Origin of the sequence: Corynebacterium tuberculostearicum, from assembly GCF_022347235.1 — a bacterium.
Classification (GTDB): domain Bacteria; phylum Actinomycetota; class Actinomycetes; order Mycobacteriales; family Mycobacteriaceae; genus Corynebacterium; species Corynebacterium tuberculostearicum_F.
On the sequence record NZ_JAKRDX010000001.1, the window covers coordinates 56,675 to 72,431 of the forward strand.

The window sequence follows — 15,757 nt, forward strand, 5'->3', positions numbered from 1 at the left end:
CCTGATTCGGTGGACCGGCAGGGCCTTCTGTGCACTCCTATTGTGCGACTGCGCAGCTTTCTAGCCGCGCAGTTCAAGGGTGCGGCGGACAAAGAGAACCATAATGAGTGTATTCAGCGCCGGGAACAAAATAGCGCCGACGATGGTAAAGCTCAGCACGGCGTACAGGACGGCAATTAGGACGAGCACCAAGATGGTCACTCCAACGTTCTTCTTTGCGACCTCGATGGATGCACCAAAGGTTTCGCCCACAGATAGCTCAGGGCGTGCAGCCTTGACGGCCGGCATCCAAGTGAAGAAGAAGGCGGCGAAGAGTCCCGGAATAACCAGGAGAATGAAGCCCAGGGTAATAACCAGGTACGAAAGCACATTCACCGCCATGAGACCGGCGACATTTTTAAAGCTCAGAAAGTCCGTTATCTCCAGCGTCCCGGTATCCACCTGTTTATTAGCAGCCTTGTACCAAGTGCTAACTGACCAAATAACCACGAGGAACATGGCGATAAAGGCTAAGAACATTACTGCAATGAGCCCACCGGTAAGCGCGGCATCGGAACCCGAGCCGCTATTGGCTAGAGCATCAATGGATGCACCGCTGCCTGCTAGGACGGCGAACATCAGCAAATAGAGGATCAAGACAACTACCATCTGCACCAGCGGACCGAAAATCCACTCCGCCCAATTGCGGCCGAAGTAGCGGAAGCTATCCGCGACGACCTGAATAGCATCTACGTCTCGGCCATACAGGGAATCGTCTCCCGGATACGGGCTCCCGGCGTATCCAGGCTGGCCGTACTGCTGTTGTCCATACTGTTGCTGGCCAAACTGCTGGTGGCCGTAGCCAGACTGGCCATTCGCACCATTTCCATGAGATACAGACTCATGGTCGGCTCCGGGATACTCTGCCCCGTTGTTTCCTGAATTGAAGGAATCATTATTCGAATAGGGATTGCTCATAAGTCTAAAGCTAGGGCGATACTTTGTTGCGGGAAACTGGAGCAAGCAATTGTTACCTATACGTTACCGAGTTGTACCCCCATTTACCCCAAGGCGAAAGTTTAAAGTTCACGTGTGAGCGCACGGCGCCCCTACGGCCTCTTCGCGTTGCAAGACTGTAGGGGCACTGCTGGCCCGCCGATCGCCATCGATTCTTCTGCTATTGGGCGTGAACAGCGGGCTTGAAGCTGGGGCGATGCGATTCGTAGGCAGCGATTGCATCCTCGTTGCGGAGCGTAATGCCGATGTCATCCAGCCCTTCCATCAACCGCCAACGGGTGTAGTCATCAATATCGAAGCGGTAGGTATTTTCACCCACCGTGACCGTTCGGGCCTCTAGGTCCACGGTGACCTGGGTTTCTCCTGCTTCCAGCTGTTTCCAGATGAGCTCAATATCTTCTTGCTCCATCAATCCAGTAAACAGTCCGGATTTTCCAGCGTTGCCGCGGAAAATATCAGCAAAGCGGGAAGAAAATACCGCGTGGAAACCGTATTCACTCAACGCCCACACTGCGTGCTCACGGGAGGATCCGGTGCCAAAATCACTGCCCGCGAAAAGCACCGAGCCATCCTTGAATTGCGCCTGGTTGAGTACAAAGTTGTCATCGGAGCGCCAATTTGAAAATAGGCCATCTGAAAAGCCGGTACGCTTGACCGACTTCAAGTAGCGCGCGGGGATGATCTGGTCAGTATCCACGTTGGAAGCACGCAGGGGCACGCCCGTTCCCGTATGCGTAATAAATTTCTCCATTGTCAATGCCTTTCTAAGCGCTTAATCCAGATCTGCAGGGCTAGACAGGTAACCGGTCACGGCAGTCGCGGCAGCCACCTGCGGGGAGACAAGGTGGGTGCGCCCACCAGGGCCTTGTCGCCCCTCGAAGTTGCGGTTGGAGGTGGAGGCGGATCGCTCGCCCGGAGCCAATTGATCTGGATTCATACCCAAGCACATCGAGCAGCCGGCGGTACGCCACTCCGCGCCGAACTGTCGGAAGATTTCGTCGAGGCCCTCCTCCTCCGCTTGGCCCTTGACCACGGCGGAGGACGGCACGACCATCATCCGCGTATTGGCAGCGATGGTGCGCCCCTTGACCACGTCGGCTGCAGCGCGCAGGTCTTCAATGCGGGCATTGGTACAGGAACCGACGAAGACGGTATCGATCTTGATATCGCGCAGCGGAGTACCTGGCTGCAGGTTCATATACTGCAAAGCCTTTTCCACAGTGGCCTTTTCATTATCGTCACCACAATTTTCCGGATCTGGGACCTTCTCCCCTAACGGAAGGCCCTGTCCAGGATTGGTTCCCCACGTAACAAATGGGGTCAGCGAGGAGCCATCAATTTCCACGACAGTATCGAATTCTGCCCCTTCGTCCGTGGGAAGTGTCTTCCAATACTCAACTGCAGCATCCCAGTCTGCTCCTGTGGGAGCGAACTCGCGGCCCTTGACATACTCGAAGGTCGTCTCATCGGGAGCGACCATGCCGGCGCGGGCTCCTGCCTCAATAGACATATTGCACATCGTCATGCGCGCTTCCATGGACATCTTGCGGATGGCCTCACCGCGATATTCAATAATGTGGCCCTGCCCGCCACCGGTACCAATTTTCGCGATAATGGCCAAGATGAGATCCTTGGCAGATACCCCTTCTTGCAGCTCGCCAGTCACCTCAATAGCCATGGTTTTGAATGGCTTTAAAGAAAGCGTCTGCGTAGCCATGACGTGTTCTACCTCAGAGGTGCCAATACCCATGGCGATAGAACCAAAGGCGCCGTGCGTGGAGGTATGCGAGTCGCCACACACGATTGTCATACCCGGCTGGGTGATTCCCAGCTGCGGGCCAACTGTGTGGACAATGCCTTGCTGCGCATCTCCCATGGAGTGCAAGCGCACTCCAAATTCCTCGCAATTCTTGCGCAGGGTCGATACCTGGGTGCGTGAAACCTCATCCTTGATTTCCAAGAGATTGCCGGACTTGATGCCTTGCGTGGGAACGTTATGATCCTCGGTGGCCAAGTGCAGCTCAGGGTGACGCAACGTGCGGCCGGCCAGCCGCAAGCCATCAAAGGCCTGCGGACTGGTAACTTCATGTAGTAGCTGAAAGTCAATAAAGATAAGGTCTGGCGCCCCAGCATCGCCGTGTTGGACGACGTGATCGCGCCAGACTTTTTCTGCCAATGTCAGCTTCTGGTTCATAAACATCTCTCCACACTTGAAATCTCATAAGTTGGGACGTAGATTTCATTGTATGGGAGAGTATAGCGCAGTTTCCGGAATTAAAGTGTTGGATCGAGCAATGGCCATAATGATGGCCGCCGCCAACCACCCCTCCACCCTCAATGAATTATGCGAAACCACGGGGCTACCTCGGGCGACAGCACACCGATTGGCCACCGCACTCGAAGCACACCGCATCCTCGTTCGCACCCCCGATGGAAAGTGGAAGGCCGGCCCAGCCCTTCCCGGCAACCGCGATCACCTCCTCGAGGCAGCCGGGCCAATCATGGAGAAACTGCGCGAACATACCGGAGAATCCATCCAACTCTTCGAGGTCACCGGAAATACCCGCACCTGCATTGCCACCAGGGAGCCGGAATCCGGCCTCCACAACGTCGTGCCAGTCGGGCGCCAGCTACCGCTTAGCTCCGGCTCTGCCGCACGCATCATTGCCGCATATGTAGACATCAATACCGAAGACGCCTCGTTTACCCAAGAAGACATTGAGGCGGCCCGAAACCAAGGCTATTCCGAATCTATTGAGGAACGTGAAGCCGGCTTAGCCTCCATTTCCGCGCCGGTTTTCGATGGTTCCGGAACTTTCCTCGCAGTACTGTCAATCTCCGGATCGGTCGAGCGCTTCCAACCTTCCCCGGCCCAGAAATACGCCGACATTCTCATTTCCGCCGCACGCGAATTGAGCAATCTCCTCTAAGGCCCTCCCTAGCTTTACGACGCCCGCCTCCACCTAGCCCCAAGGAGGCGGGCCCTTTTATTTCCCAAACCGGAAAATTAGAGAAACGCGCCCACACCTATTGAAACTCAAATGAAAATACGGTTTAATGAAAACGCACTGAAAACAACGGGGAACGTCCCCTACCAGAGAGGATCAGGCATCATGACCCACAACACCCACGAAGACCATACCCACACCCATGGCGCCGATTGCGGCCACGTTTCCTTCCCACACGGTGACCACACCGACTATCTCCACGAGGGCCACATTCACCGTGAGCATGATGGCCACTGGGATGAGTGCGAGACCACCGAGCACGTTGAAGCCGAGGCGCACGCCGACCACACCCATGGTGAAGGCTGCGGCCACGTAGCGATCCCACACGGCGACCACGTGGACTACCTGCACGACGGCCACCGCCACGCCGCCCACGGCGATCACTACGACGAGCACTAAGCGCCTATCGGGGCCCAGCCCCACGTGCTTGCCGCCTAGGTCCCTTGAACTGAGGACCCAGGCGGCTTTTTCTATGCCCACCCTACTGCTGAAATCGTCCCCGAAATTCACACCAGAAACATATCTGCAAGCTCGACGGGACGCGCTCTCTCATTTCTGTTAAAACTGACAGTCAGGCTATTAGTTCTTTCCGGTTGGGTGTTACGATTTTTCGAGTGATTACTAGTTGGAAGATTTTTCTTCAAGATTTTGTCCGCTTGTGGCGGACCCCGCAGGTCTGGGTGATCCTCATTGGTTTGATGATCACCCCAGCCCTGTATTCCTGGGTAAACATCTCCGGTTTCTGGGACCCCTACGGAAACACAGAACACCTCAAAGTCGCCGTAGTTAATGAGGACAAAGGCGCATCCTCGGAGATGACCGGCCACTTAGACGTCGGCGGGCAGATGATTGACAAGCTTCATGACAATGACAAGCTGGGCTGGCAGTTCATGGACCGCCAGGAAGCCGAAGACGCCGTTAAGAAGGGTGACGTCTTCGCCTCGGTGATCGTCCCCGAGGACTTTTCGGCAGATTTCGTGAGCCTTTTTAAAGGTACCTATTCTCAGCCCACGCTGGAATATCACGTCAATGAAAAGCTGAACGCCATTGCACCGAAGATTACTGATACTGGCGCTTCGACCCTAGACACCACCATTAGCTCTACCTTTAAAGAGCAGGTAGCGGATTCGGTGGCCACTGAGCTAAAGAACTCCGGTGGCGATTTGAGCCAGAAGATTAACAGTACTGCAAACAAGACCGCGGATTCTTTTTCAGATACTGCAGATACGGTAGCTAACTCCCGCAGCCAGCTTGCTGACGTGCATTCCACCATCGAGAAAGCGCGCCCAACTATCGCGCAAGCCCGTAAGTCTTTGGGCACGGTGCAAAAGACCATCGATGATGCCCAGACCGCCCTGGATCAACTTAACTCCATTACTGCGGAGGTCCAGCGGGAAGTTACTTCTTTCTCCGATGATGCCACCGCCGCCTATGTAGAAGGCACGACCGCGATGGCAGATGGAACCGCCTCCGCCAATGCCACCGTGGGCTCGGTCTCCGGCAAGCTGCGCGGCGCCCTAAATCGCGTAGGTGCCGCATCTGCGGGCGCGTCAGGAATCGTCGGTGAAGCTGACCGGGCAATCGATCAGCTTGAAAAGCTTGCGTCTTCACCGGCCCTGCCACCACAGGTTTCCCAACAGATTAAGGATCAGGTAGGAGACCTCCGCAAACGCAATGATCAAAATAAGGCCGTTCTCGGTGACTTAGATACTCTCAACGGCGATACGAACGACACCATCGATTCGCTCAATAAGACCACGGGTATGCTGGAAAAGATGGCTGCCCAAACGCGCGATGATTCCCACGCGCTGCGCGATAATGTAGCCGAAGGCCTACCCAAGCTCAACGCTGCGCTGTCCGACGTCACCGCTACCACCGGCAAGCTTTCCGCCTCGCTCGAAAGCCAGCAGGCACTGGTCGGGCAAACCGATGGGCTCTTGGGGGGCGTCGACGAGCAGCTAAGCCAGGCCCAGCAAGTAGTTGAGCGTTTTTCTGTGGACCTCGACGGCATTGAGGAGGGGCTTCGCGCCTCCCGCAGCGACGTGATTGCGCTGAGCAATACTGCCAATAACAATTCCATCCTGCAGTCTGTCAAGGGCCTTAACACCGATGAGGTGTCTTCCTTCCTTGCCTCCCCTGCGGAGATGGAAAGCCACGCCGTATTCCCTGTAAAGCACTATGGTTCCGGCATGTCCTCGCTCTTTATCAACCTCACGCTGTGGATCGGCGCGTTCATGCTGCTCATCATCTTCCGTGCTGAGGTAGACCCGCAGGGCCGCAAGGACCTCACCATTACCAAGGCTTACCTTGCCCGCTTCCTTTTGCTTTCCTTCTTTGCCATCGCACAGGCACTCATCGTGTCCATCGGCAACCTGGCCATTGGTGTTGAACATGCCAATGCATTGGCCTACGTCGCTACCGCGGTCATCGTGGGCCTGTGCTACCTGAGCATTACCTATAGCTTGGTTTCTACGTTTGGACACGTAGGCCGCGGCATCGCGGTGGTCTTCGCCTTCATCCAGATTCCGGGCGCATCCGGCCTCTACCCCATTGAGATGACGCCGGACTTCTTCCGCGCCGTACACCCATTCCTGCCCTTTACCTATGGCATCGGTGCCATGCGCGAGACCGTTGGTGGTTTCTACGGCAACCACTATGCACGCAACCTTGCCGCGCTCATCGGCATGGCCGCGATCGCTTACCTCATCGGTACCGTTATGCGCCGCGGCTTGTCCAACGTCAATATGCTGGTCAACGACGAACTGCATAAGGGCGGTTTGGTTATCAATGAGCAGGTCCATCTGGTCGGCAGCCGGTACCGCTTTACCGACCTCCTCCATGCCTTGAATGACCGCGAGGCGTATCAACAAAGCTTGGAGGATAAATGGAGCATGGCGCGCAGGAATTACTCCCAGCTGATGAAGATTACCGTCGCGGTAGGCCTAGCGTTAGTCGTAGCTTTGGGCATCTACTCACGCATTAACCCTGAAGAAAAGGCCATCATCTTCGGCCTGGCCTGCCTGGTCACGCTCATTGCGGTGGGGGTTATCTGCTCCCTTGAGTACGTCAAGCAGAGCATCGCGCACGATAACCGCCTGGTGGATCTCAGCGATGAGGAAATCCAGGAGCACCTCGAGCACCGACAGGAACACCCAAACCGCTACCTCCTAGAGGACTTAGACGAAGATTCCACACCTTCTAATACCAGCGAGACCAAGGAAATGCCCGCCGTTGATGGTGCTGACTCCGGAAAGGGAGGCGAGTAAGTCATGAAAAACATTCTGACCATTCTCCGCGATGACCTCCACGCCATTCGCACCAATGTAATGACCGCGCTCATCATTTTTGGCCTTGCCATCATCCCGTTGCTTTTCACTTCCTTCAACGTGCTGGCTAGCTGGGATCCTTTTGCTAATACCAACCAGCTCAAGATTGCTGTGGCTAGCGAGGATGAAGGCCACGAAAGCGACCTCGCCTCCATGAAGCTTAATTTGGGCGATAAGGTGCTCTCGCAGCTCAGCCGCAATGACGATATCGATTGGGTCATTACTGATAGCGCCGATGCCGTCGAAGGAACAAAGTCCGGCGAATACTATGCCGGCATTGTCCTTCCCAAAGACTTCAGCACGGACCTTCTCACGTTCTATGTAGAAGGAACCGAACCAAGCAAGCTCAACCTCTATACAAATGAGAAGAAGAATGCGCTGTCTACCACCATCACGCAAAAGAGTGCGGACGGCGTCATCCAGAAAATCGACGAGTCCTTCACCCGTGTGGTAGCCAATGTCGGCCTTGGCGTCGTCTCGAATTTTGATAAATACCTCAATGAGGACGATACCCAGACTGCACTCAATAACCTGCACAATCGCGTCAATAACGTCAGCACCCGCCTTGATGCTGCGGCTGGCACCGTAGGTGCACTAAGCAATCTGGTCGACTCCACCCTGCCGCTTACGCAGGCTGCGGACAATATTCTCGCCGAGGCTGGACGCCAGGCTACGAAGACCAACAATGACCAAGGCGAAAACCCCATCGACGTTCTGCGCTCTACCCTCAATGACTCGGCTGGTTCGCTCGACGCTTCCTTGGCTGCTACAACGCGAAGCTACGATGCGCTCTCTGCCCAGGTCGATGAGTTGCTCAATAATGCAAGCAACACCAGCGCACAAACGGCGCAGACCTACCGCACCGCCGCTGAACGGGTGAATGAGCAAACTCAGGCCTTTGAGGGAGTTCGCACTTCCATCAAGGAGCAAGCCGATAAAGTAGCTCTACCTGCCGCAGTCGCGGGTGGATATAAGGCGATGATGGGCCAGATTGATGCCTCCATTGCCCAGAGCAACGCTCTGCATGATTCGCTCGTATCTACCGCCGATGACCTTGAGCAAGGCCGTGGCACGTCCCAAGACTCCCGACAGCGCACCAAGGATGCCATCGCCAATGCCAAGCAGGCTGCTGAAAAGGCACGTAATTCCTATAACGAGAACCTCAAACCGCAGCTAGATCAGCTCAACCAGAGCGTTTCGGTGGTCGCGGACGATATTGATGCTGTCAAGCAGGACATCGCAGGCATTCGCTCTTCGGTCTCCCAGAAGGAGGGGTCGCCACAGCAAAGCCTGGCGCGCGCCCGCGATACCACCGCCAGCCTTGCCAGCACCCTGCGGGAGCAAAGCGGCCGTTTTGCTGACATGGGCCGAAAAATCGACGAGGCGCGCCGTGGCGGCGATTTAGACAAGCTAGCGGATATCGTCGGCAACGATCCAGAACTGCTCGCCTCCCGCATCGCCGCTCCCGTGGCTGTAGACCGCCAACCGGTCTACCCTGTCGCTGCCTTTGGCGTGGGTATGACGCCGTTCTACCTCGCCTTGTCCCTATGGGTAGGCGCCCTTCTGGCATGCGTGCTGGTGCATACCAACGCCGAGCGTAAATACTTGCGCAAGGACGAGAACGGAAAGTACGACGAGAGCGAATTCACCCGTGGTCAAGCGTTCTTCGGCCGCTTTGCCACACTCGGCCTGGTCGGACTCGCGCAGGCCACCTTGGTGGTCCTCAGCCTCATCTTCTTTGTCCAGATCGAGCCCGCGCACCCATTCATGCTCATGTTCGCCGCATGGATAGTCTCGCTGGTGTTTATGTTGATCATCTATTCACTTGTCATCACACTCGATAGTGCCGGCAAGGCCTTAGCGGTGTTGTTGCTCGTGATACAAGTCTCTGGCTCCGGCGGCGCCTACCCGCTACCCTTGCTGCCTGAGTGGTTCCAGAACGTGAGCCCGTGGCTGCCAGCGACGTACGCCATTGATGCTTTCCGCAGCGCCATTGCGGGCATCTACCACGGCGATATATGGCGCGAGCTGGGCATGCTACTGCTATTTACCATCCCGGCACTCATCGTCGGCCTCATTCTCCGCCGCGCAATGGATGCCTACCACAAGCGCCTCAAGAAGGCGATTAAGAAGACGAAGGTCATGGCTTAGCCTCGCTTGGCGACGTCTCCCCTTCCGCACTTCCTACACCGCCCACCAAGCCCTTTTTCACGGCTTGGTGGGCTTCTTTCATGCTCGGCCCCACACTAGTGCCCGAAAGACCTAGAAGCGGCTGAGAAAGCCGCATATGTATCCGCTCAAAAAGGACTCGGATACCTTTCCTATCGCTAGGTCTAGCTTCCTCCTTAAGGGATTCCCTCGAACGCAGCTTGCGTACGCGTAGCCACTTACGGCCCACCTGAGTCCCTACTGAAGGACCGCTACGGGAATCTGTGCTCCGCTCTACCTCAGCTCCTATACCGTCCCGTAGGCAGGACGATAGCCCTTCGATATCGCGGCCTGCCCTACATGCCGCTAGGGTTAAGGGTCAAAAAGTGTGTCTGACTCGGCGTGTCGCTTGGGCTAGATTTGGCCTTTTAGATGCCGATTGAATGGGCCTAGTTGGTGTCGATAGCGTTGTCGTAGAGGGCTGGTCGTCCTGTTTCGTGGTCGGCTTGGTTCTCGTTGTGAGTCAGGGTTTGTACTTTGGCGAGTTGGTCCTGGCCCCAGTTGGACTGTCTGGCGATTTCTACGGGATCGTCGGGCAGTTCTGTTTTTAGATACAGCTATCACACTTGCCGATGTTTTCTCGGCTCCGCTCACTACCATTGAGAACGGTGGGCACTTCCTGGGGAGTGACGGCTACCTCGACTTTCCGCAGTTGTGGCAGCACATTACGCAGTAGCTGCGCAATCTATGAGCCCTCTGTCATGGCTTTAAGCGCCGCAACGTGCTGTGCATAGGCTTCTGTTCCAGTCTGGGTCAACGCGACCCAGACGGCGTCTTTCGCGCGCGTGGAGCCATATTCGCGGGTGCGGCTGATATAGGCGCTGTCCTCAAGATGTTTCAACTGCTTGGAAAGCGTATCGGCAGGAAGCTCGGTGAGCTCTGCAAGCACGGCGAATTTCATCTGCCTGCCGCCGGTTGCGCCTGAATGGAACAGCGTGGCACAAATTTTAAGCCGATTGATGGGGTGGATGACCGGATCCAGCTTTGCTGGGCGTGGTGAAGGATCCTTAGACATTGACGCCCTTTACGGCGGCGTTGCGGTTCTCATACAACATCCATGCCGTCGCCGTAGAGACAACGACGCCGCAGACAATCATCCACGGCCACGAATCCGGCGTCGGTGCTGTAGACATGATCATTGCACCGGGTAGCAATACTCGTGACCAGGTTGCGCGATCGTTGCTCGGACCCATATTTGGATCGAGGCGCACGAATGGGTTTGCAATCTTATCCTTGAGGAGATAGCCCAGAACGAACGTCGGTACAAGAACCGCGAGGCCGTACCACCATGACAGCTTGGTTAGCGCGAGACCGCCGCCGACGCCAAGCGCCACTATCGCCACCGCCCACCAGCTCTGCGTCCACGTGGTGCGTTCTTGAACGTCGTGAATGATCTTAAGGTCGTCGCTCATTATTCTTCCCCTAACGTCAACTTCACTGGCTTGCAACTAAGGCAAGTGTAACACTTGCTGTACATGCAAGTCTAATGCTTGCAAAGTGTGCAAGTGAAGGACTGTGCATAGTGGGGATATAGCTACGCGTGGGGTCTAACGGGGCTGGTGGTCTGCTACTGTGACATCTGGCCGACTTTTACTGACTGAGGCTCCACAGGCCTTACATCGCCATCGGGTAGTGCCTTTGCTGGTTGTTCCATTGCGTTTGGTATCACCGCCGCAGTAGCAGCATGGTCGGTTCTTTGGCATTGAGCCACCACACCACCGCCTACTACCACAGACTGGCAGCCACACCGGGGATTTACCGTGTTGAGGCCAGATATATGCTCCCAAAGCATATATTTCACGCTACCCTACAGGTCAGAACCTAAAAATCCCCGATCCCAGACACACTTTCTGACCCTTAACCCTGCCGCTAGGCCGCACAGGTCTTAGGCAAAAAAGCTGCGAGCCATGTGGCTCGCAGCTTTCCGTTGGTACCCCGTACGGGATTTGAACCCGTGTTACCGGCGTGAGAGGCCGGCGTCCTAGGCCGCTAGACGAACGGGGCGCGTTCGCAGCAATCGCACACTGTGCGTTGCGGACTTGTTAAGAGTAAACGATGGGTTAATTCAGCACAAATCGCGCGGTCAAGGACGGTTTTGAGGGCAGGCGAAGGAAAACGCAAAAATTCCCGAGTCCGGTACTGCAGTGAGGGTTCTTCGTGGCCGAGGTGCGGATCGAATCAGTGGTTATTCCGCAAGCAATCTGTGGATAGTCCGTGGCCGAGAACGCTGTGCTAGTAGGACTCGGGATGGCGCTGTGCGTCGAAGAGCATATGCTGCAGGCTCCTGTACTTCATACAAATGTTGGTGGGAAGGAAGTTGTGGATTATAGCGTTACTACCTGGCTGTGCTTTCGGGCTGTGCGCCTTGGCTGTGGTGCGTTTCGCTTTCTGTCACCCGCTCTCCTTTCTGTTTGTTTTCTGCTGTACTTGCAGTCTATGCCTGCACGTGCAGGACAGGAAGGGTTTTGCACAACTTCGCGCCGGTCTTAGCCCTGGTCTCATTGGCAGCAGGCCGCTGCCTGCGCGGGCAAGTCCGATGGTCTGGGGGTAGGTTATAACCAGTTACGCTTGCGCCGTGGTCGCACCCCATACTGACGCCAGAAAAGATGACGCAAGAAAAAGACATTGCCCCGGATATGAAAAATCCTCCAGCCTTTAGGCTGGAGGTCTTTGTACCCCGTACGGGATTTGAACCCGTGTTACCGGCGTGAGAGGCCGGCGTCCTAGGCCGCTAGACGAACGGGGCAAGAACTAGTGAGCCTGCCGTTTAAGGCATTTTCACTGCTGGCCTACCAGGACTCGAACCTAGAATGGCGGTACCAGAAACCGCTGTGTTGCCAATTACACCATAGGCCATTTGCTAACTTGCGTTGGAAGCTTACTGCCTTTCGGCTGTTCTCCCTTGCTCGCTGCAACGTGTAATAACTATAATGATCATCGCGTAAACTGCCAAATCGCCAGCGCACAACCCATTTTCAGGCCAGTAGAAGGTTAATAAAAATGCGGCGAATGACAGCGCTGTAGTTCAGCTGTCATTCGCCGCATCGAAGGGCGGGATTAGATATCTATCGCCGCCTTACGGGAAGCACCCCTCCTACTGTGCCGCCGGCACGTAGGGAGTCACTTCACGGGCCGCACGAAGGCGGGCCAGGGTGGACTCCTTGCCCAGCAGCTCCATGGACTCAAAGAGCGGTGGGGAAACCTGGGCGCCGGAAATAGCTACGCGCAGCGCGCCGTAGGCCTTACGAGGCTTTAGCTCGAGATCTTCGATAAGCGCCTTGGATAGTGCCGCCTCAATATTCTCGGTCTTCCACTCCGCAACGCCTTCAAGGGTCTCAATGCCTACCTCGAGCGGCTGAATGGCCTCTTCCTTGAGGTTCTTCTTCGCTGCCTTCTCATCAAGCTTTAGGTCGGCATCCGGGGTCACCAAAAAGCTCATGAGGCCATAGGCATCAGACAGAGTCTTGATGCGGGTTTGTACAAGGTCCGCGGCGAAGGCGAACTTCTCGCCGTCATAGTCGGCCGGGAAATCCGTGTATTCGGTCAAGTAGTTACGCAGACGGAAGGCGAATTCTTCTGGGTCCAGCTGGCGGATGTGATCAGCGTTGATGGCCTCGAGCTTCTTCTGGTCAAAGCGTGCGGGGTTACCCAGCACGTCGTGGACGTCGAAGTTTTCTACCAAGTCATCCATGCTGAAGATGTCCTGGTCCGCGGACAGCGACCAGCCCAGCAGGGACAGGTAATTGAGCATGCCCTCAGGAATGATGCCGTTATCGCGGTGATTAAACAGGTTGGACTGCGGGTCGCGCTTAGATAGTTTCTTATTGCCCTCGCCCATCACAAAGGGCAGGTGGCCAAACTCTGGGGTGAACTCGGCAACGCCGATCTTCTTAAGGGCGTCGTAAAGCGCGAGCTGACGCGGAGTAGAAGAAAGCAGGTCCTCACCACGCAACACGTGGGTGATGCGCATCAGGGCGTCATCAACCGGGTTAACCAGGGTGTAGAGGGGCGCACCATTGGAGCGAGCCACCACATAGTCCGGCTGGGTCTCAGACTTGAAGGTCATCTCGCCACGCACCAGGTCGGTCCAGGTCCAATCCTGCTCCGGCATGCGCAGGCGCCAGACCGGCTTGCGGCCCTCGGCCTCGAAAGCGTCGATCTGCTCCTGGGTGAGATCGCGGTCAAAGTTGTCATAGCCCAGCTTCGGGTCACGGCCAGCAGCCTTGTGGCGCTCCTCCACCTCTTCGGCGGTGGAGTATGCCGGGTAGACGAATCCGCCGTCGATAAGCTTGTCCAGAACCTCCTTGTAGATGTCCATGCGCTGGGACTGACGGTAAGGCTCGTGCGGGCCGCCAACATTGATGCCTTCATCCCAGCCCAGACCGAGCCAGGTCAGGGAATCAATGATGGCCTGGTAGGACTCCTCGGAGTCACGGGCGGCATCGGTGTCTTCGATGCGGAATACCAGCTTGCCGCCGGTATGGCGGGCGTAGGCCCAGTTGAACAACGCGGTGCGCACCATGCCTACGTGCGGCGTACCGGTTGGGGACGGACAGAATCTAACGCGTACTTCAGTCATGCCCACCATCGTAGTGGAGGTCGCAATCCCAGTCCGCACCAGCCCAAAGCGGCCCCACACCACTGAACTGCTCCCCATTAGTTGGACTGAGAAATCAGTTTCTAACTAGTGGGGAGTATTTTTATGAGAGCACGAAGTTCTTTGAGTGAATCTCAGCGCGAGCAGCTCGTTGATTTGTTTGAGCAAGGGCTGGGCTATGCGGCAGCGGCTCATCGGTTAGGAGTTGGCCTCTATTCTGTAAAGAGATTTGAGCGTCGTTTCAAGCTGCATGGCAGACTATGTCTTGTGGAGAGACCAACTAAGCAGCACTTTTCCTTCGAGGTGAAGAAGGAAGTCGTCGATCGGTTCATCGCCGGCCAGTCCAAGATGGAACTGGCTAGGGAGTTTGGTTTGTCATCGGATCAACTTGTCGCTAATTGGGTGAGGGCTTGGCGTGCGGGTGGCGATGAAGCGTTGCAGCCGAAACCGAAGGGACGACCGAAAGGCAGCGCCCGCTCGACACCGTTGACCGAGGAAGATCGGCTCCGCCGAGAGGTGGAGAAACTACGGGCAGAAAATGCGTACTTAAAAAAATTGCGGGACTTGAGGAACCAGCGACGAGGCTGAAAGTAGAAGCTATCGTCATCCTCAAGTCAGCCCACCGCCTGGAGGACCTACTGGTTGCGGCAGGTCTTGCCCGGTCAACATTTTTCTATCACCAACAACGCCTCACCATGGCTGATAAACATGCCCAGCTCAAGCAGGCAATCGTCGATGTCTTTGAGCGTATGAACCGTCGTTATGGTTACCGGCGGGTGCATGCTCAGCTACGCCGAGAAGGATGGGTCGTCAACCATAAGCTGGTCTACAGGCTCATGGATCAACTAGGGCTTAAATCCAAGATCAGGGCGAAAAAGAAGTACAACTCGTACAAAGGCACGATCAGTCACATCGCAAGCAATGTGTTGAATCGATGTTTCACACCTGATGAGCCAAATACGGTGTGGGCAAGTGACGTCACGGAGTTTCGCGTTGCTGGCACCAAGGTCTACCTGTCGCCGATCATGGACTTATGCGATCGGTCGATCGTGTCGTACAGCGTTTCAACCTCACCGAATACGGCGTTTACGTCGCAATCTTTACGCGATGCCATCGCGCAAGAATCACCAGATAAAGGTTTGCTTGTACATACCGACCAAGGATTCCAATATCAGCATTCCAGCTGGCGCACACTCATCACAGGTATCGGTGGCACACAATCGATGTCAAGGAAAGGAAACTGTTACGACAATGCAGTGATGGAAAACTTCTTCGGACACCTCAAATCAGAAATGTACCACGGGGAATCATTCACCAGTCTGGAGGCGTTCTACCACGCAATTGATGACTACATCCGTTGGTACAACCATGAACGCATCCAAAAACGACTCAAGGGCCTGACTCCGATGCAATACCGGAACCAGACCCTAAAGCCTCTAACCGCCTAGAATAAAACCAGTCCAACTTTCGGGGGCCAGCTCACACCCGGCGCGCGGGGCTACTTTCCGTGTGTACTTACACACAAATAGGGGTAGATGGAAATGGATTTCAGTAGAAATACACAGGTCAGTGAAAACGGGTTCCATTACTACTAACAGTTTATGAAATTCATTTTCTATAGT

At 55.6% G+C, this 15,757-nt stretch carries 10 protein-coding genes, 3 tRNA genes and 3 pseudogenes; 5 read left to right on the plus strand and 11 right to left on the minus strand.

Annotated elements, in window-relative coordinates:
• Window positions 1-60: 60 nt before the first annotated feature.
• From MHK09_RS00270 to leuC, 3 genes are all read right to left on the minus strand, one after another.
• On the minus strand, window positions 61-957 hold the full coding sequence (locus MHK09_RS00270; RefSeq protein WP_250410869.1) for a YciC family protein: 897 nt from the start codon (window positions 955-957) through the stop codon (window positions 61-63).
• A 199-nt stretch (window positions 958-1,156) separates the two neighbouring features.
• Window positions 1,157-1,747, minus strand: a complete 591-nt coding sequence (gene leuD / locus MHK09_RS00275; RefSeq protein ID WP_250410870.1) for a 3-isopropylmalate dehydratase small subunit — start codon at window positions 1,745-1,747, stop codon at window positions 1,157-1,159.
• A gap of 21 nt (window positions 1,748-1,768) precedes the next feature.
• Window positions 1,769-3,190 (minus strand): 3-isopropylmalate dehydratase large subunit, encoded by a 1,422-nt coding sequence (leuC, locus tag MHK09_RS00280; protein ID WP_250410871.1) that lies wholly within the window; start codon window positions 3,188-3,190, stop codon window positions 1,769-1,771.
• 52 nt (window positions 3,191-3,242) lie between these two features.
• Here leuC and MHK09_RS00285 point away from each other — a divergent pair, with 52 nt between their 5' ends.
• The 4 genes from MHK09_RS00285 to MHK09_RS00300 all read left to right on the plus strand — a co-directional run bounded on the left by MHK09_RS00285 (window position 3,243) and on the right by MHK09_RS00300 (window position 9,481).
• Window positions 3,243-3,926 (plus strand): IclR family transcriptional regulator, encoded by a 684-nt coding sequence (locus tag MHK09_RS00285; RefSeq protein WP_250410872.1) that lies wholly within the window; start codon window positions 3,243-3,245, stop codon window positions 3,924-3,926.
• A gap of 183 nt (window positions 3,927-4,109) precedes the next feature.
• Window positions 4,110-4,403: a hypothetical protein gene (locus MHK09_RS00290; protein WP_083798063.1), complete on the plus strand. Its 294-nt coding sequence runs from the start codon at window positions 4,110-4,112 to the stop codon at window positions 4,401-4,403.
• Window positions 4,404-4,618: 215 nt separating this feature from the next.
• Window positions 4,619-7,270 (plus strand): YhgE/Pip family protein, encoded by a 2,652-nt coding sequence (locus tag MHK09_RS00295; RefSeq protein ID WP_250410873.1) that lies wholly within the window; start codon window positions 4,619-4,621, stop codon window positions 7,268-7,270.
• Window positions 7,271-7,273: 3 nt separating this feature from the next.
• Window positions 7,274-9,481 carry a YhgE/Pip domain-containing protein gene (locus MHK09_RS00300; RefSeq protein ID WP_250412291.1) on the plus strand — a complete coding sequence of 736 codons (2,208 nt, stop codon included), beginning with the start codon at window positions 7,274-7,276 and terminating at the stop codon, window positions 9,479-9,481.
• A gap of 446 nt (window positions 9,482-9,927) precedes the next feature.
• Here MHK09_RS00300 and MHK09_RS00305 read toward each other — a convergent pair.
• The 8 genes and pseudogenes from MHK09_RS00305 to gltX all read right to left on the minus strand — a co-directional run.
• Window positions 9,928-10,095, minus strand: a pseudogene (locus MHK09_RS00305) (IS1249 family transposase); the annotation flags it as partial.
• Between the two features lie 128 nt (window positions 10,096-10,223).
• A complete protein-coding gene (locus tag MHK09_RS00310) occupies window positions 10,224-10,553 on the minus strand; it encodes a transcriptional regulator (RefSeq protein WP_150850451.1) in 330 nt (109 codons plus the stop codon).
• A complete protein-coding gene (locus MHK09_RS00315; protein ID WP_150850452.1) occupies window positions 10,546-10,950 on the minus strand; it encodes a hypothetical protein in 405 nt (134 codons plus the stop codon). Before MHK09_RS00315 ends, MHK09_RS00310 begins: the two co-directional genes overlap by 8 nt.
• Before the next feature lie 159 nt (window positions 10,951-11,109).
• Window positions 11,110-11,241 (minus strand): annotated as a pseudogene (locus MHK09_RS00320) (transposase-like zinc-binding domain-containing protein); the annotation flags it as partial.
• A gap of 225 nt (window positions 11,242-11,466) precedes the next feature.
• A tRNA-Glu gene (locus MHK09_RS00325) sits at window positions 11,467-11,542 on the minus strand.
• Window positions 11,543-12,211: 669 nt separating this feature from the next.
• A tRNA-Glu gene (locus tag MHK09_RS00330) sits at window positions 12,212-12,284 on the minus strand.
• A gap of 38 nt (window positions 12,285-12,322) precedes the next feature.
• Window positions 12,323-12,394 (minus strand) — tRNA-Gln (locus MHK09_RS00335).
• 238 nt (window positions 12,395-12,632) lie between these two features.
• The gene (gene gltX / locus MHK09_RS00340) at window positions 12,633-14,126 is read right to left on the minus strand and encodes a glutamate--tRNA ligase (RefSeq protein ID WP_084771627.1); all 1,494 of its coding nucleotides are present in this window, start codon (window positions 14,124-14,126) and stop codon (window positions 12,633-12,635) included.
• Window positions 14,127-14,286: 160 nt separating this feature from the next.
• Between gltX and MHK09_RS00345 the strand changes: the two are divergent.
• A pseudogene (locus MHK09_RS00345) lies at window positions 14,287-15,583 on the plus strand (IS3 family transposase).
• Window positions 15,584-15,757 lie beyond the last annotated feature (174 nt).

Coding starts and splice junctions, on each gene's coding strand:
- MHK09_RS00300 (WP_250412291.1), top strand. CDS start 7,274: ATGAAAAACATTCTGACCATTCTCCGCGATGACCTCCACGCCATTCGC.
- MHK09_RS00315 (WP_150850452.1), bottom strand. CDS start 10,950: ATGAGCGACGACCTTAAGATCATTCACGACGTTCAAGAACGCACCACG.
- MHK09_RS00290 (WP_083798063.1), top strand. CDS start 4,110: ATGACCCACAACACCCACGAAGACCATACCCACACCCATGGCGCCGAT.
- leuC (WP_250410871.1), bottom strand. CDS start 3,190: ATGAACCAGAAGCTGACATTGGCAGAAAAAGTCTGGCGCGATCACGTC.
- gltX (WP_084771627.1), bottom strand. CDS start 14,126: ATGGTGGGCATGACTGAAGTACGCGTTAGATTCTGTCCGTCCCCAACC.
- MHK09_RS00270 (WP_250410869.1), bottom strand. CDS start 957: ATGAGCAATCCCTATTCGAATAATGATTCCTTCAATTCAGGAAACAAC.
- leuD (WP_250410870.1), bottom strand. CDS start 1,747: ATGGAGAAATTTATTACGCATACGGGAACGGGCGTGCCCCTGCGTGCT.
- MHK09_RS00310 (WP_150850451.1), bottom strand. CDS start 10,553: ATGTCTAAGGATCCTTCACCACGCCCAGCAAAGCTGGATCCGGTCATC.
- MHK09_RS00285 (WP_250410872.1), top strand. CDS start 3,243: ATGGGAGAGTATAGCGCAGTTTCCGGAATTAAAGTGTTGGATCGAGCA.